Source organism: Butyrivibrio sp. NC3005, from assembly GCF_000424545.1.
Lineage (GTDB): Bacteria > Bacillota > Clostridia > Lachnospirales > Lachnospiraceae > Butyrivibrio.
In genome coordinates, this window is the sequence record NZ_AUKC01000014.1 from 57,472 (window position 1) to 75,587 (window position 18,116).

25 protein-coding genes are annotated in these 18,116 nt (G+C 39.2%); 23 read left to right on the forward strand and 2 right to left on the reverse strand.

All coding sequences use genetic code 11. The features are described from left to right. Window positions 1-159 precede the first annotated feature (159 nt). The 16 genes from G634_RS0104905 to G634_RS0104990 all read left to right on the forward strand — a co-directional run bounded on the left by G634_RS0104905 (window position 160) and on the right by G634_RS0104990 (window position 12,739). A complete protein-coding gene (locus G634_RS0104905) occupies window positions 160-960 on the forward strand; it encodes a hypothetical protein (RefSeq protein ID WP_026504354.1) in 801 nt (266 codons plus the stop codon). Between the two features lie 154 nt (window positions 961-1,114). Beyond that, a complete protein-coding gene (locus tag G634_RS18035; RefSeq protein WP_242826764.1) occupies window positions 1,115-1,411 on the forward strand; it encodes a hypothetical protein in 297 nt (98 codons plus the stop codon). Between the two features lie 119 nt (window positions 1,412-1,530). Further along, a complete protein-coding gene (locus G634_RS0104920; RefSeq protein ID WP_026504355.1) occupies window positions 1,531-2,238 on the forward strand; it encodes a hypothetical protein in 708 nt (235 codons plus the stop codon). A gap of 6 nt (window positions 2,239-2,244) precedes the next feature. Beyond that, the gene (locus tag G634_RS21860) at window positions 2,245-2,901 is read left to right on the forward strand and encodes a CD3324 family protein (RefSeq protein WP_330364761.1); all 657 of its coding nucleotides are present in this window, start codon (window positions 2,245-2,247) and stop codon (window positions 2,899-2,901) included. A gap of 31 nt (window positions 2,902-2,932) precedes the next feature. Further along, window positions 2,933-3,979, forward strand: a complete 1,047-nt coding sequence (locus G634_RS18045) for a phosphotransferase enzyme family protein (RefSeq protein WP_051233692.1) — start codon at window positions 2,933-2,935, stop codon at window positions 3,977-3,979. Window positions 3,980-4,542: 563 nt separating this feature from the next. Next, window positions 4,543-4,893, forward strand: coding sequence for a hypothetical protein (locus tag G634_RS18050; protein ID WP_026504356.1), 351 nt, complete (start codon window positions 4,543-4,545; stop codon window positions 4,891-4,893). Window positions 4,894-5,053: 160 nt separating this feature from the next. Next, window positions 5,054-6,379 (forward strand): RNA-binding domain-containing protein, encoded by a 1,326-nt coding sequence (locus G634_RS0104945; RefSeq protein ID WP_026504357.1) that lies wholly within the window; start codon window positions 5,054-5,056, stop codon window positions 6,377-6,379. A gap of 202 nt (window positions 6,380-6,581) precedes the next feature. Further along, window positions 6,582-7,352, forward strand: a complete 771-nt coding sequence (locus G634_RS0104950) for a GNAT family N-acetyltransferase (RefSeq protein ID WP_242826765.1) — start codon at window positions 6,582-6,584, stop codon at window positions 7,350-7,352. Window positions 7,353-7,422: 70 nt separating this feature from the next. Continuing rightward, a complete protein-coding gene (locus tag G634_RS0104955) occupies window positions 7,423-7,914 on the forward strand; it encodes an AAA family ATPase (RefSeq protein WP_026504359.1) in 492 nt (163 codons plus the stop codon). A gap of 878 nt (window positions 7,915-8,792) precedes the next feature. Next, window positions 8,793-9,656, forward strand: a complete 864-nt coding sequence (locus tag G634_RS0104960; protein ID WP_026504360.1) for a hypothetical protein — start codon at window positions 8,793-8,795, stop codon at window positions 9,654-9,656. 205 nt (window positions 9,657-9,861) lie between these two features. Then, window positions 9,862-10,320 carry a hypothetical protein gene (locus G634_RS0104965; RefSeq protein ID WP_026504361.1) on the forward strand — a complete coding sequence of 153 codons (459 nt, stop codon included), beginning with the start codon at window positions 9,862-9,864 and terminating at the stop codon, window positions 10,318-10,320. A gap of 101 nt (window positions 10,321-10,421) precedes the next feature. Next, window positions 10,422-11,282 carry an aminoglycoside 6-adenylyltransferase gene (locus G634_RS0104970; RefSeq protein WP_026504362.1) on the forward strand — a complete coding sequence of 287 codons (861 nt, stop codon included), beginning with the start codon at window positions 10,422-10,424 and terminating at the stop codon, window positions 11,280-11,282. A gap of 116 nt (window positions 11,283-11,398) precedes the next feature. Further along, the gene (locus tag G634_RS18055; protein WP_196805287.1) at window positions 11,399-11,749 is read left to right on the forward strand and encodes an NUDIX domain-containing protein; all 351 of its coding nucleotides are present in this window, start codon (window positions 11,399-11,401) and stop codon (window positions 11,747-11,749) included. A 10-nt stretch (window positions 11,750-11,759) separates the two neighbouring features. Further along, window positions 11,760-12,203 carry a GNAT family N-acetyltransferase gene (locus G634_RS18060; protein WP_035798970.1) on the forward strand — a complete coding sequence of 148 codons (444 nt, stop codon included), beginning with the start codon at window positions 11,760-11,762 and terminating at the stop codon, window positions 12,201-12,203. A gap of 43 nt (window positions 12,204-12,246) precedes the next feature. Continuing rightward, complete coding sequence (locus G634_RS0104985) at window positions 12,247-12,423, forward strand: type II toxin-antitoxin system RelE/ParE family toxin (protein ID WP_242826766.1); 177 nt, start codon at window positions 12,247-12,249, stop codon at window positions 12,421-12,423. 13 nt (window positions 12,424-12,436) lie between these two features. After that, window positions 12,437-12,739, forward strand: coding sequence for a HigA family addiction module antitoxin (locus G634_RS0104990; protein WP_026504364.1), 303 nt, complete (start codon window positions 12,437-12,439; stop codon window positions 12,737-12,739). 74 nt (window positions 12,740-12,813) lie between these two features. On the opposite strand, the gene G634_RS18065 is transcribed toward G634_RS0104990, so the two are convergent. Continuing rightward, on the reverse strand, window positions 12,814-13,377 hold the full coding sequence (locus G634_RS18065; RefSeq protein WP_051233694.1) for a hypothetical protein: 564 nt from the start codon (window positions 13,375-13,377) through the stop codon (window positions 12,814-12,816). A 289-nt stretch (window positions 13,378-13,666) separates the two neighbouring features. Between G634_RS18065 and G634_RS18070 the strand changes: the two genes are divergently transcribed. The 7 genes from G634_RS18070 to G634_RS22090 all read left to right on the forward strand — a co-directional run bounded on the left by G634_RS18070 (window position 13,667) and on the right by G634_RS22090 (window position 17,960). Beyond that, window positions 13,667-13,879: a hypothetical protein gene (locus G634_RS18070; RefSeq protein ID WP_155830513.1), complete on the forward strand. Its 213-nt coding sequence runs from the start codon at window positions 13,667-13,669 to the stop codon at window positions 13,877-13,879. 136 nt (window positions 13,880-14,015) lie between these two features. Beyond that, entirely contained in the window at window positions 14,016-14,765 is a 750-nt protein-coding gene (locus tag G634_RS0105005) for a GNAT family N-acetyltransferase (protein ID WP_026504366.1), read from the forward strand. A gap of 45 nt (window positions 14,766-14,810) precedes the next feature. After that, the gene (locus G634_RS0105010; RefSeq protein ID WP_026504367.1) at window positions 14,811-15,566 is read left to right on the forward strand and encodes a class I SAM-dependent methyltransferase; all 756 of its coding nucleotides are present in this window, start codon (window positions 14,811-14,813) and stop codon (window positions 15,564-15,566) included. Between the two features lie 55 nt (window positions 15,567-15,621). After that, complete coding sequence (locus G634_RS0105015) at window positions 15,622-15,807, forward strand: hypothetical protein (protein WP_026504368.1); 186 nt, start codon at window positions 15,622-15,624, stop codon at window positions 15,805-15,807. Between the two features lie 88 nt (window positions 15,808-15,895). Continuing rightward, window positions 15,896-16,225, forward strand: a complete 330-nt coding sequence (locus G634_RS0105020; RefSeq protein WP_026504369.1) for a PadR family transcriptional regulator — start codon at window positions 15,896-15,898, stop codon at window positions 16,223-16,225. A gap of 2 nt (window positions 16,226-16,227) precedes the next feature. Next, window positions 16,228-17,550 carry an FtsW/RodA/SpoVE family cell cycle protein gene (locus G634_RS0105025; RefSeq protein ID WP_026504370.1) on the forward strand — a complete coding sequence of 441 codons (1,323 nt, stop codon included), beginning with the start codon at window positions 16,228-16,230 and terminating at the stop codon, window positions 17,548-17,550. A 185-nt stretch (window positions 17,551-17,735) separates the two neighbouring features. Beyond that, window positions 17,736-17,960 (forward strand): hypothetical protein, encoded by a 225-nt coding sequence (locus tag G634_RS22090; protein WP_026504371.1) that lies wholly within the window; start codon window positions 17,736-17,738, stop codon window positions 17,958-17,960. Here the strand turns inward: G634_RS22090 and G634_RS22095 are convergent. Next, window positions 17,910-18,080 (reverse strand): IS3 family transposase, encoded by a 171-nt coding sequence (locus G634_RS22095; RefSeq protein WP_081676503.1) that lies wholly within the window; start codon window positions 18,078-18,080, stop codon window positions 17,910-17,912. The genes G634_RS22090 and G634_RS22095 overlap by 51 nt on opposite strands. Between the last annotated feature and the right edge of the window lie 36 nt (window positions 18,081-18,116).

The following is an 18,116-nucleotide window of genomic DNA, read 5'->3' on the forward strand; positions in this document are numbered from 1 at the left end:
GGTCCACGTAGAAATAAGTAGATATCAGGAAAATTAACGTGAGGAAGGGCTGGTTAACAAGAGTGTATCACGTAGAATGCCTGAATATCAGTGCAGCACTACGTGATAATAGTCAAAAGATAAAGTAGAGTCACGTAGATCTGAAAAAGGAGTTTGGTGATGCAGGATTACAAGGAAAAATTGGAAAAACAAATACAGGAGATAGATGCTCTAATAACCCAAATTGATAAGAAGGCGTTAAGGGTAAAAAGCTTGAGCAATTGTGGGATTGCAATAAGTAAGAGTAACGGGAAAGATCAGTATTACTGGGTAGACAAGCTTGCACAAAAGCGGAAGTATGCGAGAATCGAAGAAATGGACAAGCTGAAGAAGGTGGCACAGCGAGATTATGAAACGCTACTTAAAAAGAAACTTGTAAAAATCAGAAATGATATTTGGGAGTTTTTAAAGCTCTATGATATAAAGTCACTTGAAAATGTGTATATGGGCATGGCAGATGCAAGGAAAAAGCTTGTTACTCCGATCATTGAACCTCTGGAAATATATGTTGAGAATTGGAAGAAAGAAATCTACGAGCCGATGGGAATTAATGAAAGTGTTACAGATTTTTTTTCAAACAATGGAATAAGGGTAAGATCAAAATCTGAGCTGATAATAGCCAATATGCTGGAACAAAGTGGCATTCCATACAGGTATGAATACCCACTTGCACTTAAGGGAATGGGAGCAGTAAGACCAGATTTTACATGCCTTAATATCCGAACTAGAAAGGAATATATCTGGGAACATTTTGGAATGATGGATAACATAGCTTATGCAAACAAGAATATAGTTAAGATAGAGGCATATGAGCAAAGTGGATATTTTCTGGGGAAAAATATGATCATGACATTTGAGACTTCTCAACATGCCATCAGTTCTAATATAATAAAGGCTATGATTAAAGAATATCTAGTTTAGCAGGTTATGGCGCAATTCAACTTGAGGGATAAATGTCCATATAAAATGCCGGGAGGATAGCAGTTTTGGAAGATTACAGTAAACAACATAAGAAAGCCTGGGAGTTTGATGCTTACGAGTTCTGGGTTAGGACTGCAGGAACGCCGGTGGAAAGATGATCTGCAGTGACTTCCATCCATTTACTAAGAGTTCCGATTTACTTGGGCTGCAGCAGCCTGCCATGAGTTATTTCTCAACAGATATCTTTGAAGGTGAGATGGCGCACGCAAGATTTTACGATGAGGAGATCCGTAAGCAGATCCCGAAATGCCATTACAGGAAATACACCATCAGCGAGATCATCAATTCTATCATCGGGAGCGGATTTACTTTGGAGCGTTTTGATGAGGATCCTTCATGGAAGAATGAGAAACTCCCGGGGGAGTTTACTGCGATAGCAAGAAAGCGGTGAGTAAAGTTTTGTTATAACCATTCTCTCTATATGAAGCTGCCTGGGAGTCAGTTATCATTCTTTTTGTAAGGCGCCGATACAAGTAATAGGAAATAAGCAGAAACGAAAGGATGATAAAAATGAACAGAGATATTTTTATAAAAAACCTGACCGGAGACCGGATAGAAATGAGTCCCAAGGGCAGATGTGCAAACGAGCTTTCCGTTGAAGAATTTGAAAAAGGATATGAGAAGTTTTTCGAAATGGTCTTTGAGATCGCCGATACGGATGTTTCCTCCATAACCGGATATGGGGAATTCAACGAAGACAATAAAGCCCCCTTTGCCACATTCGAGGAATTTGTCCGTGAGACCTTTAACGAGGATCAGGAAGGCTACTGGCATAACTGGACGCAGATGTTTGAAACAACATTCCTCAAGAAAGATTATTATGACAAAATATATGCAAAGATCATGCAATATGCTCCCTACTGCGAAGGGCAGAGATTCCTAGCAAACAACAACACCTTCTTCGTCAACATGATCGTCGACGATGCAGGCAAAGCATACTGCGCAGACTGGGGACGTGCCGGCATCATGGACTTCCTTATGGATTTTGCAATCCTCGACTTGAATAAGCCCTATCTCCTGGTTCCGGAAAAACTGTATGAGTATGCAAAAAGAAAAAATATAGATATAAAAAACTATAAGGAACGTTTTCTGTGCATGGCGTATTTTAAGGGACTGCACACACTCATGTGGCATGCTTCCATCGACGATCTGGAGTCCTGTGAGTCCATTACCAGATCCATAAACCAATTGGAAGAGCGTATGAACAAACTGGTCTGATCAAAAATGAAATATGAAAATGCCAAGGATATTCTCCCCGCAAGTCTTTTGAAAGAAGTGCAAAAGTATGCGGAAGGAAAAGCTATTTATATACCCAAGTGCGAAAAAACTAAAGGCTGGGGAGAAGCATCCGGATATCGTGAAAAACTGAATAAGAGAAATACCCTCATCTGTAGCAGATATGCTGCAGGTGCCGGCATCGTAGAACTGGCTGAAGATTTCTACCTGTCTCCGGAATCAATCAAAAAGATTGTATATGGTAAGAAGATAAAGCTTCCCGTGTATTCCCCGAGCATTTACTCTGCAAAGCAGTATTCGGATGCAGGCGTAGGTGAAGAATGGGTAAGGATATATCTGGAGAATGGAGGACTGGAAACACCTGACGGGGAGGAGTTTTTCCTGTCTGAACTGGTAAAGATACCCCTTCGGCTTATAGAAGATGATGCAGATGTAATCATAAATAAAAAATCGGATGGATACACAGATGTACCGTTGATCGCTTTATTTGAGGGACACAGATTCAGAAGTTTCTGTGGAGAAGAAAATCTTGCTTTGCTGAGAAAGGAAAAGAAGAACGCTCACTGGGCTTTTATTTTCGTGAGCCACAAGGAGTACAGTTACTATCTTAACAACTTCGGCAAGCAGTTTCAGAGAGGAACATAATTACCTGGAAAAAAGCGTGGAGGAATGCGTATTGACAAATGTTTTAGAGAAGGCAAAAGTCATTTATGATTTAGAGAATTATGAGTTTGAACAAGTGGGCGGACATGACGGCGGAAGAAACCTCGTCTATGTCTGCAAACAAGAGGAAGAAAAGAAATGCGTATTAAGAATATCCGCGCTTGGTGACAGGACGATGGAGGAATATGAGGCAGAGACGGAATTCGTGCATTACCTTGCGAAAAACGGTGCATCCGTCGCGGATGTGATCCCTTCGAGGAGCGGAAAACTCGTGGAACGCATGCAGGTAAAACCTTCTGTGATCGGTTTAAGCGAGGCTGCTGATGGAGCAGAAGGGGATGCGGAATGCTTTGTATCTTTGTTTGCGTATGCTAAAGGAATCCTTCTCAGCGAAAACGGATATCATTACAGAGATGGGGCACCGCTTTCCGAGCTGTTTTACAACATGGGAAAGACCATCGGAGCGATTCACAGGCTCTCGAAGCAATATCGGCCGACACACCAAAGGCAACAATATTTTGACAAGTACAACATGGAGTATGTCGATAAGGTGATCCCTGATGCTTATGCGGAGCTGAAGGCGGCCATTGCGGATCGCCTGGAGAGGTTCAGGACGCTCCCCGTGGATCCGGAGAGCTATGGCCTTGTACATTTTGATTTCAGCGACGGGAATTATCACGTGGATTTCAGTGACGGCGCAATTACGACCTTTGATTTCGACAATTGCATCTATTGCTGGTACATGTTTGACCTTGCACATCTTTGGACTCATGGCGTTGGCTGGTGTCAGTGGATGCCGGACGGAGAGAAGCGTCTGGCCTACATGAATGAAGAGTATTTTGCGACCATTTTAGAGGGTTACCGGAGTGAGACAACGGTTTCCGAGGAGCTGTTGGAAAAGCTTCCGCTCTTTATCGACATGGTGCTGATCGAAGGCATTGTGGACGAGTTTGAGTGCTCCGCCAGGGAAGGTGAGGAGCCGGACCCGGAGGACGTGGAAGATTACGTAAAGTGCCTGGTGGAAGCCATTCCATACGCAGGCATAGGAGTAGACTTATAATGGCTCTATCCTGGTTCATAGCGCTGAAAAATAGTGGAGGAAACAGATGGAAGACTACAGCAAGCAGCATAAGAAAGCATAGATTATTGGGGTGAGTGATACCCACCAAGGAAGCTATAGTATTGTCATCCGTGACAATAAAATGACAATACAAACCTTAAAAAGTATAGTAGATACATTCAAACAGTTCAGAAATGAACTGTTAAACCGGCCTAAATTCGCTCAAAATAAACAGTTCAGAAAATGTATTTGCGAGCTGGAATAATTAACGAAGTCTGAAGAATACAGTATTTATGCGGATTCTAAGAATTTTGAAAAGCGATTTGATAACAAAATGATAACACTTGATAAATGAGCATTATTTATGAGTAATGCAAAAGGTTAGCAGGTGAGGTTTCGGCAAAGACTAAAAAAGGTCTTGTTAAGCTAATGAATAGCTTAGCAAGACCTTTTCTTTTTGTCTTTACTTCGAGGGAGAGGATCTCAAGGAAATCGAAAAGGGACGGAACAGCGATTGGTCCAAAGAGTTCTTTGTAAGAAAAAAAGCCGAGGCGTTGGAATCTTTGAATGAACAATATGCAGAAACGACAAATGCCGTTGAGGTGAATGAAACGGTTTTGGAGGAACTGAACAAGCAGACTGAAGAGGCGATTCAGACAATGGTTGAAACGGAAGCTCAGAAAGAATTCATGAGGTACGCATTCCTCAAAGAACCCAAAACTCCAATTGGAAAGCTTGTCGCCGGAGCATGGCGGAAGTTTAAAGAGTGGTGGGATATGCACAAGCGTAAGGAAGTTGAAGAAAAGACCAGGGAAAGTGTTCTTGGCAAACTTGCGGAGTTAAAGAAAGAAACGAAGGAGCATCCAAGGACCCCGGTTGTACCCAAAAAACACAGGGAAACAGAGTTGGAATAACCTTTCCCTTGATTGACAGCGACGGGGGCGTGACACGCTCCCGTTATATGTCGATTAAGCAGGAATTATGTAAAATTATATGGACAAATACGAAACAAAATATATGGACACTTTGCCGTGTCCATGATATAATCACAGAGTATATGAGAGGAGGCTTTAGATGGTTATTGGATCTGAAAGTGAAACCGTTGAGTTTAAGCTTACTACCGGAGAAAAGAATGAGGCTGTAGAAGCTATGGCAGCCATTTTGAATAAACATTGCCGAGGCACAGTGTATTTTGGTGTAGATGATTCCGGATTTGTTAGAGGACAACAGATTAGTGATTCTACCAAAAAGGATATATCAAGAATAATTAGCGACGCCATTGAACCGAGAATTGCGCCAACTATAGAGGTGCTCACTATAGAACAGCGAACGATAATTAAGGTGTCTTTTTCCGGACATAATAGACCCTATGCAGTTAATGGCAAGTATCTAATTCGAACAGGGACAGAGAATAGGCGTATGTCTCCTGATGAATTAAAACGGCTGATAAAGAATGATGATTACTCTTCCAAATGGGAAGAAGAGTTGACGGATTATACTGCTGATGACCTGGATGATGATGCCTTGAAGGATTTTTATCAGTCTGCAAAAGACTGTGGCCGTTTGTCCATGAAGGAGTATGACAAAGAGAAACTGCTCACTACCATTGATATCGTACGCGGAGGACAAATAAACAATGGTGGGTATGCACTTTTTGGGAAAAATGCCAAGATTGGGTTAAAGCTGGCATCATATGCTACAGACAATAAAGTCACTTTCACTGATTTGAAACTCCTTGAAGGTAATATTTATAATCTTGTAAATTCTGCTTTAGATTACATTTTGAATCGTATCAATTGGCGAGGCGAAATCGGAACTAGAAAGAGGAAAGAGATTCCGGAAATTCCGGAAGAGGCAATTCGCGAAATCATAGTAAACGCATTTGCACATGCAGATTATGAAACTGTTCCGGAGATTGAAATCGGTATTCATCCGGGCAAAATTGAGATATATAATCCTGGATCATTTCCGGATGATTTAACGCCGCTTGATTTTATATCTAGGAATTTGCCTTCATATAAGCGAAATAAGCTAATATTAGACATTCTGTTTAGAAGTAAAGACGTTGAAAAGTCAGGTACAGGCTTCCAGCGTGTAAACGATTTTTGCAAGCAACAGAACGTGACTTGGAACTATAGAAAAGAAGCATACGGTTTCTTCTTCGAATTTATCAGGACAAATGTCCAGATAAATGTCCAGATAAATACTGAACTTACAGAAGCAGAGCAGGTCATTTTTAATCTGATTCAGAATAATGATGGTATCTCAAAAGCAGAGATGGCTATAAGAATCGGAAAGTCGGAAAAGACTGTACAGAGGCTTATATCTTCACTCATAAAGAAGCAGGTGATTGAGAGAGAAGGATCTAATAAATCAGGCAGTTGGAAAATAAAGATATAGGGGAGAAAGATAATTATTTATGGATTGGGACGACGATAATGATGCTCACTGTTCAACCATTGCTTTTTCATAGGTTATTTAGATGATTGCATAGAAAGCATATGTAAAGCCAGCGAAAGAGTTATTCTATTCGTGGGTATATGCTAATGGATTAAGATAAAGACTACTTTTTAGATAAAACTTAGCTAAGGAATGAATTAGAATGACAGATTTTTCTACTATCACAGCTTGTGGTGAGTGCTGTGTTGGATGCTCAAAAAAGATAGATGGATTATGCCCTGGGTGTATAGAGGCAGATGGGCATGTCCCTGAATGGGCCCAGTCAGGCATGTGTAAGGTACATGCCTGTTGTAAGGAGCATAATGCTCGGTTCTGTGGTCTGTGCAGCGAGTTCCCGTGTGATAAGCTCCCTCAGTTGATCTCATGGAATCCAGACATCATTCAACACCTTTCCGCTTTGCGGGATGAATATATTATTAATGGATTGTCCGGTGAGTACGTAGTCAGAAGGTTGGCTGAGGAGGATATCCCGGAGATTCTTGCACTTTGTGAAAAGAATACACTCTATTATAGATACTGCCCGCCATTTGTGTCGGAACAGAGTATACGAGATGACATGAACGCGCTTCCGCCCGGAAAGACCGTATCTGACAAGTATTATGTTGGATATTATGACGGAGAGCGTCTGATTGCTGTTATGGATATGATTATGGCATTCCCCGAAAAGACTACATCGTTTATAGGCTTTTTTATGACGGATATAGAGGCACAGAATAAAGGATTAGGTAGTTTCATTATTTCGGAACTGTGCAAAGTTATGACTGGAATGGGAATGAGAGAGGTTCGACTTGGTTGGGTTAAAGGTAATCCCCAGGCAGAGCATTTCTGGAAAAAGAATGGCTTTGTTGAAACAGGGGCAACCAATGAGACAGATAAATATACAGTTGTAGTAGCTCGAAGGGGATTGCAGTAATGAGCAATCATACAATGAATTTAACACCTTCTACATTCAAAATGATTCGAGAAGGAAAGGAGAAATACTTATGGCGAAGATAATAGCGATCTGTGGGAAAATATGTTGTGGAAAAACCTATTACGCCAATCAAATAAAAGAAAAAGAGAAAGCGGTTGTTTTATCATGTGATGAATTGACAAAAGATTTGTTTGATAATGATTTGGGTGAGAAACATGACGAAATGGCGTTAAGAATTTGGAGTTATTTTAAGAAAAAATCGGTGGAATTAGTGAACGTAGGTTGTACTGTTATCTTAGATTGGGGATTTTGGAGATTAGAAAACAGAAGAAGCTTGACCGATTTTTGCCACTCTCAGAATGTTCATTGTGAATGGCATTACATAGAGGTTGATGACCAAACATGGAATAAAAACATTGAAGAACGAAACTGCAGGGTATTAAACGGTGAAGGTGGTTCAGATTATTATCTGGATGAAGGGCTTATGGGAAAATTATTGTCTATGTGGGAAGAACCCACTAAAGATGAAATAGATGTTTGGTATACATTAAAAAGAAAATAGAATTGCTATTAGGCGACTTGATAACACTTCCGTGATAACAATTTGATAACATTAGCTGATACAGTCCATGTGATATGGACAGCTGAAACTAAATGAAGTCAAATCGTGACAGATAACCCTAACAAAAATGTTTAAGATACAGGTTTAGTTAGGGAGCTAGAGTGACGGTGAATTTTTTGTGCTAGCCCTGCTGATTGAAGCAGGGCAGCAATTCTATTAAATTCTTTGTATTCTGATGCCTTTTCGACAGCATCTTACGCTGTGAAGCATCGGAAAATCATGATTATTTCAATCTTGATGCTTATTGCCCGGAATATTTGGGAACGGAGCATCACAAATCCATGAATTAGTCTAAAAAGATGCCTTTCGCCTTCCGGGAATGACGGAAATGCGCCTGTCGACATTTCGGAAAATTAAAAATTTAAAATTATATGCTACGGCTTTCGCACCTTTACGTCGCGTCGCACCTTCCGAAAACCGGCGGCATCAAGAATCTAAAAATATGTTAGTTTTGATGCTTGGGACATGGTAATACATTCATGTGAAGCGTCGAAATAATTGATAACATCTGAAATTGATGCTCTTCACCTAGAAGATACCTTCTATACAGCATCAAAAATCTTAATATGCACCATTCTCGATGCTTATTCCCAAGTTCAAGAATGCATCAACCAAGCTAATTTGAAGCGACTTCGTCGACAGGGCTTGGCTGACTCCTGATTCATGTTCTCACGAAATCCGCAGTCAGTGCGGATCTCTGTAATTTCATTTAAGATGTCACACAAACCTGATTCAGGCTTATTACCCTACCGATTACTCTTCAGATACCACCACTAATATCACCAAATAAAATTTTCAAATCAAGAAAGGATTTTCAAATGAAACAATGCAGAAACAATAATTTACTTCGGAACACAGCATTATATGATGAGGCAATGAGACGATATAAGGAGATTTCAGAGCATCAACTTGTAGCTGAAAGAGAACTACAGAAAACACCGCCTGGTATTATTCATGTTGTGAAGAGTGGGACTAGGATTCAGTTTTATCTTCGAGCAAACAAATCTGACAAAGGCGGTAAGTATATTCATAAATCAGATACTCATACTATACAGACATTTCTTCAGAAGTCATATCAGGAGAAAGTATTGAAATTATTGATAATTGAAGGAAAGAATATTGAATTGTTACTGAAGAAATCTGATAATATTACAGAAAAGATAAAAAGACTCTACTCTGATCTACCGTCGCAAATAAAGTGCTACATCAAACCCATTGATATGTCAGATGAAGATTATGTTTCAAAATGGCAGAGTAGGCCATATGTCGGAAAAGAAATACCTGATTATGTCCCGATGTATGAAACCGCTAGAGGGGAACGAGTGCGCTCCAAATCGGAATTGACCATTGCTAACATGTTGGCAGAGAAGGAAATTCCATATAAGTATGAATGCCCGAATACACTTCCAAATGGGAAGGTTTTTTATCCTGACTTTACTATATTGAATGTGAAGGCGCGGAAAGAAATTTATTGGGAGCACAGAGGAATGATGGATGACAGAGAATATGCCAGACAGGCGGTGTTTAAAATGAAGTCTTTGATGAAAAATGGGATTATTCTTGGTGACAATCTTATTATTACAGAGGAAACTACAACAAATCCTTTAGGGACGGATGAAATAGAGAGCATTATTAGCAAGTGTTTTGGTAAAGCAGATGAGGAAAAGACTGATAGAGCGTGATGCCTCGTCGACAATTTGATAAATTATTTCATTTTGTAATTGCTCAAAAGTCAGTGAGATACCATACATCAATGACACGTGGGGAGTTGGCATCGCAGAGGATGCTGAACTTCATAGAAGAACTGCTATAAGAGTATGTGATTGAAAGAATTGGATTCTCGGGACAGGCTCGTGGCTTATAAAATAGTGAGGACGTGAATTACACATGTTGATTAAAATAGGCGAATTTGATTGTACTGAATGTTGGGATGAAGTCTTTTATAAAAAACTTGCAAATTACCCCGCTATTACAGAATGGGAAATCCAAACTGTATTGGATTTTGAACACTATGAAAAGCAAAATGGCAGGGAATGTTTTATAGAGGTTGATAATTACATTTTAAAAGCGATTGAAGATTATAAAAAAACATATGAATCCGGCAAACGTGCGAATGTTCCGGAAAAGATAACAGAGTGTGTAGCTTGCCCAAAGTATAAAGGATGTATGACAGATTATGTTTGTCATACGGCTCCTGTTGAAAATGCCATTAATATTTTTAAATGCGGTTCGCTCCAAGCTCCTACTAAATGGAGAGGAGTAACTGCTTCGGTGCTAAAAGCAGAGGATAGAAATGCTGCGAATGATCCGGAGGATTATTTTGATTATATCTGTTGGATATCATAGTTAAGTTGGTGATGAATTTGCTGGATATGAAATATTAGGTGGTATGCATTAGAAATTGCAATAAGCCTCATTTATGGCTATTTATATCAGAGAGGTAACATATGAGAACAGAAAAAGAAATACTAGATATAGTTTTAGATACAGCAAGAGAAGATGACGCCGTCAGAGCAGTCATCAGAACAGATTTACTTCCGATCAGGAAGTATTTATATTCATATCAGTTTTGCTTCATCGTAGATGATATTAAAAAATACGATGATGACAAAACTTTCGAGATATGCTTTGGAAAAAGAGTCTTGCTATACAGAGGTGATAAGAACTATCCGGAGATGTTTCCAGGTGCCAAAGCTCATCTGATGGTATTTGAGGACGGAATTACTCTTGTCATTAACACTATGGACAAAGATACATTCCTTAGCAGGTTCAACAGAGAAAACTCTTATGAAAATGTTTGGATAGGTGATACTTATCAAAAGATTCTGGACAAAGATAATATACTTCCTGAAATAGAGCGCCTTGAAGAAACACAGACTATATTTGCTGATACGCCAACTAAAGAGATATTCGATAATACCTGTAATGAATTCTGGTGGGTGATGAAAACATTTGCTGAGTATACTTTGAGAAAAGAGCTTCCATCCGCAATGTTTTATCTTAACGTAGCAGTCAGGGATCTTCTAAATAAAATGCTTAGATGGCATATATACCTGGAATCAGGTAAGCCTGTAGATATGGGCGTTTTAGATAGTAAGCTTGAAGAATTACTTGAGGACGAACTTTTTGCTCTTTACAAAAAGACATATCCAAACGCTGATTATGATCAGATCTGGAGCGCATTTAATGCGGTGGCGACGCTTTGGAATAAAGCTGGGAATATGGTTGCAGATAGCTGCGGATTTCCATATCCGGAAAAAACAGAAATAGAAATGATGGAATTTATCGCAAGGCTTAAGGAAAATTAGGAGGACGAAACGTGGAATATACACATTTTGTTTCTGTAGCAGGTCTTGTATGCAATGACAAGGACGAGATTCTTTTGCTAAAAAGCCCCTCTAGAGGATAGGAATATCCCGGCGGAATGGTTGAGCCAGGTGAAACACTTCAGGATGCATTGATCAGAGAGATCAAAGAAGAAACGAGCGTTGACGTCGAAATCACCGGCTTTATTGGAGTATGTAAAAACATTCAGAAAGATATAGTTAATATAGATTTTTTCTGCAAATACACAGGCGGAGACCTTGTAACAAGTGATGAGAGTCTGGAAGTAAAATGGGTTCGCAGAGATGAAGCGCTGAATCTGGTAACTTTTCCATTGACCAAAAAGAGACTGGAAAATATGTTATCAGCAGACGATACAGTCAAATGCTTCAATTTCAAGAAAGAACCCTTTGAGGTAGTTGCAGAAGAAAAATACACAGTTAGGAGATAAACGTAGTCGTATGAATCAAGTTAGTATACAAAAGCTTACGCCTGACATGGCAGAACAATATGTAGCATATTTTGATAACAGAGCATTTTCGGATGGCAACGAACAAAAAGGCTGTTATTGCGTGTGGCATCATTGGACTGAGCAGAAGGAAGATGAAAGAAGTGCAATGCCTGAAGCAGAGAGAACTTTTTGCAAAAGAAACTATGCCTACGAATTGGTTAAGAATGGAAAATTAAACGGATTCGTAGCAGTTTCTGATGGAGAGATAGTTGGATTCTGTAACGCGGATCTAAAAGAAAACTACTTCAGACACAGTAGAGATAATGACCCAGAAAGCTGGGATGGAATCGAGTTTGATTCTAAGGTATTAACCATAGTATGTTATATCGTTGCCCCGGATATGAGAGGGATGGGAATAGCAGATTCATTATTGGAATATGAAATTCTCGACTAAACTGCCGCATGATATTCAAAAGACAGCGAGAAGAAAGCTTGTTATGATACACTCGGCTACAAACATCAATGATTTGAGAACACCACCGTCCAATCATCTGGAAGAATTAAAAGGTGATCGTGAGGGACAGTATAGTATCAGGATTAATGATCAGTATCGAATATGCTTCTATTGGAACAATGGAAATGTGATTATTGAAGAAATAGGTGATTATCACTAAGGAGGTGACATTTATGATGGATTTAGAACCTATATCACCAGGCGAAATTTTACAGGAAGAATTCCTGACCCCTTTGAATATAACAGCATATAGACTTGCCAAAGAGATTCATATTCCTCAGTCAAGAATTAGTGATATTTTAAGCGGCAAGAGAGGAATTACAGCAGATACTGCAATGAGATTTGCAATGTATTTTGGAACTACCCCACAGTTTTGGCTGAATATTCAGAATCAGTACGACTTGGATATGCTTAAGGTATCCGGTAAGATTGTAAATATGTCTGATATCAGACCATATAATTTGATGCAAGGATAATCGGTTGCAAAAAGGATCGGATTTTACTCCGATCCTTTAAAAATGCAATCCTTATTTTTCTGTAAAAAGAATTATTAAATATCTTTTGCTTCAGTCCATGAACAGTTCTCTATAAAAGACAGGAGTTCATTTGCAAGATCAGTTCCTTTATCAACCTTTTCGATTGAAAGATCATTAAGTGGATGCCATCCGAAATGATTCGCAACTAAAGCAGCGGTATCTTCAACACTTCTGCTATTATCACGCTCAACCCAGAAGTAATTACTCTGCTTAATATAGTTGTATGCTTCAATGTTTAGTTCAGTCAAAGTCTGCTCGCATGTTGCCTTGGCTTTTTCGTAATCAGTTGCGCTGTGGATAAAATCACTGAACGGTTTGTGGTCCGGACGGTTACAATATGTATCCACAATATTCTCAGGCTTGGAGATCATGAAAGCAATTCTGGAAGGATCTGTAATTAGGTCAGCTTCCTCTACAAAGATGTGAAGATCGCACAAAATAATCTGATCTCTTGAAAGCTTGATAAGATCAAGCAGTACATAATCGAGCTGCTCTCGCTTATTTCCCAAAAGCCATTTTTTATACTCATCTACGCTTCTTCCAAAGAACTCATCCGCATCCCTGAAATGGGTATTCATAGAGGGCTGATGCTCTTTGTCTGACATAAGCTGATGAACTGTGAACTGATCATCAATAATATATACGGGAATACCGTATTTTTCACTGAGCGCCTTAGTAACGGTTGTCTTGCCGCTCTTAATTTCATGATTTATATATTAAAACAATATCAGAAAATAACGCAAGACAGGAAATGATTTATTTTTTATGTTATCATTGTAGGGTGTGTTTAGGAGAATAAACATATATTGAATTTTTGATTATGTAATGTTTGCATGGGGTAATTGTCAGGCCGGGGACAGGCTGGTCATGGAGAGAAAACTGAAGCACTTTCCAACTGATGAAGATTTGAGCGAAAATTTTACTCCGGGAGTGAGATTTTTCTTCAAATATGATAAAATCGTAAAACATCCTAATGCCACTTTCGAGGGCGTCTTGCCACTAAAGGTCAAAGACGAAGTGGTTTTGTCAGATTGGGTTCACACAATTATTATTCCATTAGATAAAAGAAATATACTATAATCATACATTCCAGCTAATTTGAAAGATAGAGTATTATACATAGAAAACGACTGTGCTGATATTTGGGCATGGTCTGAGAAGGTATATGAATTTGCAAAAAATCATAAGTGAAAAAGATAAGCAAGGATGATAAAAGATGTTTAAAAAATATTATGAAAAGCTTTTTAAGCAGATAGCTGTTGATTATAACTGTACTCCGGAAGATTTGAAGAAGGGTGAGATCATCATCACAAAATCAGAATGGAATGATGGCAGAAGAAGCTACAGCCCGGATATGCCTTTTTTGCAAATGGCGACACTTGGAGCAAGCACAGTGATCATGGCTGATGAATGCCTGCATGAGTTTTTGCACGGTTTTATCAAAGATGTGGAGGGGCATAGACTGTTTGAACTTGATAATCTTCTAAAGCTAAACGAAGAGCTGAAACAGTATGGTTATCAGATGAATTCTACACATCATATGTTTTTGCCCTGCCTTGATGTAACCGTACCAGAACGTTTTCAGGTGAAGTGGCTTTATGATAGTGAAATAAACCAGTTCTACGGAGATCCGCGCTTTCCCAATGCGATTGCATATCCAGAGCCTTGCCCGGTACGGCCTGACAGGATCGTAGTCATTGCTACCGATGGAGATAATATTATGGGAATGGCAGGTTGCTCGGAGGATGCGCCGCACTGGCAGCAGGTTGGAGTTGATGTGCTTCCTGAATACAGGTCAAGAGGGATCGGCACTTACCTGGTGACACTATTAAAGAACAAGATCATTGAGATGGGCGATACACCTTTTTACGGAACTGCAGCAGCAAATATCATGTCGCAAAACATTGCCATTAAGAGCGGATTCAGACCTGCATGGGTAGAAACTGATGCAGTTAAGATTACATAAGATCATTCTTGATTGGAAAAAGAACTAATAAGGGGGGAGAAACATTTGGAAGATTACAGCATGCAACATAAGAAAGCTTGGGAGTTCGATGCTTACGATTTCTGGGTGAGAACTGCAGGGACACCGGAAGAAATGGCATTAAAGGATAAAGAAAATCCCAAGAAAATGCTGAAACAGTATGCAAACTATTTTGATTCATATAAGGGAATCAAGGTTGCCAATATATGCGGATCATGCGGCAAAAAAGCAATTCCGCTGGCACTTCTAGGAGCCGAAGTAACTGTCTTTGACATATCAGAAGCGAACAAAAAATATGCAGTAGAAACAGCAGATGCAGCAGATGTCAAAATAGGCTACGAAGTCTGTGACATCATGGAAATCGATATGGACAAGTATGCCGGCTTTTTTGATGTTGTCTTTATGGAGGGTGGAATCCTTCATTATTTCCACGATATAAATGCTTTTATGAAAGTTATGAACAACCTTCTTAAACCCGGTGGAAAGATGATCTGCAGTGACTTTCATCCTTTTACCAAAATCTCGGATATATTGGGGTTACAGCAGCCTACCATGAGTTATTTCTCAACAGATATCTTTGAAGGTGAGATGGCGCACGCAAGATTTTACGATGAGGAGATCCGTAAGCAGATTCCGAAATGCCATTACAGGAAGTACACCATCAGCGAGATCATCAATTCTATCATCGGGAGCGGATTTACTTTAGAGCGTTTTGATGAACATCCTTCATGGGAAAATGAAAAACTCCCGGGTGAGTTTACAGCGATAGCAATAAAGCGGTGAGTAAAGTTTTGTTATAAGCGTTCTTTCTATATGAAGCTGCCGGGGTAAATGATAAATGCGCACAGAGAAAGATATGATGGAACTGATCCTGCGTACAGCGAAGGAAGATGCCAGAATCCTTTATTCTGGACAAGGAGTGGATCCGGCGGTTTGGGGATATACTTATGATAATGCACCGATGGAGCGGTATTTCAACACATTATATAGAATGGCAAGGGTAAGTGCCCTTGCTATTTTTTGATAATATGATTCTTTATATTGACATATATCGAACGTCGATATAGTATTTAGATATGCGATATATAGATGAACGATATAAGGAGGGAAAAATGGCAGTTGATAAATCATTATTGACAGGAAGCATGACAATGCTTGTTTTAAAGCTTTTGTCTGAGAAGGACATGTATGGATATGAGATGATTGATACTCTCAGAAAGAAGTCCCAGAATGTATTTGAGCTAAAAGCTGGTACTCTTTATCCACTTCTTCATGGCCTTGAAGAAAAGGGGATGCTTACTGTTTATGAGCAGGAGTTTTTGGGAAAAACAAGAAAATATTACAGCATTACAAAAGAGGGAAAGAAACTTCTCAAAAGCAAAAAAGAGGAATGGAATGAATATTCAGGTGCTATAGCAAATGTTCTGGCATTGGAGGTGTGAAAATGGAGGAGTATATCAGGCAGCTTCTTGAACAAGTGAGGTTTAAGAAGGCTCATAAGAGTATTGAAAGGGAAATACGTTCTCATATCGAAGATCAGATAGAAGCCAATATTGCTGACGGGATGGATCCTGCTACTGCTGAACAAAAAGCAGTGGAAGATATGGGAAATCCGATAGAAGTTGGCATATCCATGGACAGGGTTCATAAACCACAGATGGCATGGAGTATTGTGGTGGCAGCAATTGTTGTTGGAGTTCTTGGAACTGTAATACAGATTCTTTTGACTAAGGATGCTGTTGCAAGTGGGAAAGAAGTCTTTGTTGGTGGAAGCGGAAAATACATTCTCTACACTGTATTGGGCATTATGACAATGATTCTTTTTTACTTTATAGACTATACAAATATAGCGAAATATTCCAAGCCTTTGGTAGTGATACTGCTTGCGATGTTTATGTTAGTAATAAATGATACATTGTTTGTATTCAGATACGAGGCAATTAGAGCTTCATCACTTGTTTTGCTGATGGTCCCAGCATATGCAGGAATTGTTTATAAATATAAAGGTGGAGGTTTTGGTGCATTTATAAAATCTCTTTTGTGGATAATGATTCCATGTGGAATTGTATTTATTAAGTTCCAGAAGATGCCTGCTATAGTAATGATGATTAGTATGCTTGCGCAGCTTACGATAGCTGTTTTTAAAGGATGGATTAAAGTGCCAAAGATTCCTGTTGTAGTGGCTATGTGGTCTTTTATTACAGCTATTCCTGTGGTCTTGGTTGTAATAATGGTCAAGTTTGGACTAATGGCAGATTATCAGATGGCTAGAATCAGGGCCATGATGAATACCGACTCGGAGGCAAACTACACGATAAGAATGGTCAGAGAAATTACAAAATCTGTTAGCGAGTCCGGAAAAAATTCTTCGGAAATAATAGGCGTGTTGCCTAATCCTGATGCGGATTATATTTTGACTTATATATTAGCAACATGGGGAGATGTCATGGTATTAGCAGTAATCACGGTAGTAGCTTTGGTTATAGTATCAGGATATGTCATCTCATCGAAAGCAAAGAACCAGTTGGGTGTTGTTATGGGAAGCGGTTGCATGATGGCACTGACAGTAAATGCTATTGCTAATATGTGTGCTGGATTTGGCATGACTCCGTATTTTTCATCATTCTTCCCGTTCATTTCAGCCGGTGGAAGTAATCTCATAATTTCATATGCTTTTCTTGGAATAATAATGAGCATATATAAGTACAAAGAAGCTTATTCGCAGCATGTAGATATAGGTATACGCAGGTATACGCGGGAGATTTAAGCTTGGTAATATTGACAATATCATGGAGATGAGTTGGCTCAGCCAATAGAGAACTTTAAAACCATTTATAGACGCGCAAAAGCGGAAGGGCTTAAATTAAAAGCCCATGTTGGCGAGTGGGGAACAGCTGAGGATGTAAGACGTTAGGAAGAATAAGATTTAGGGGACGAAAGTACGAGGTGTATATGCCACTATTTGATTTAGAACGGTCTACTGTAAGAACAGATTATGCTGATATGTATCAGGATATTGATAATATCAAAAAAGTAATTGATGGATATCCATTGACATATGAGTCAATAGTTGTGGGTTCAAACTATGCAAGGAACACAGTTAAAACTATATACAAAAATGTGTTTTTATGCAGCCAAGAGGTTGAGTCTATACTGAACAGGACTCATCCATCCTAGTTTCTCTTTAATTCTTTGCTCGTTGTAATACTTTATATATCGTTCTATGTATCGTATGATATTAATCTTGCTAAAGATTATGCCGGATATATAGCTGGAGAGATTGTAAGTATAAAAGATAAGTAAATATCAACTTGAATAATGCTATGGTTGACG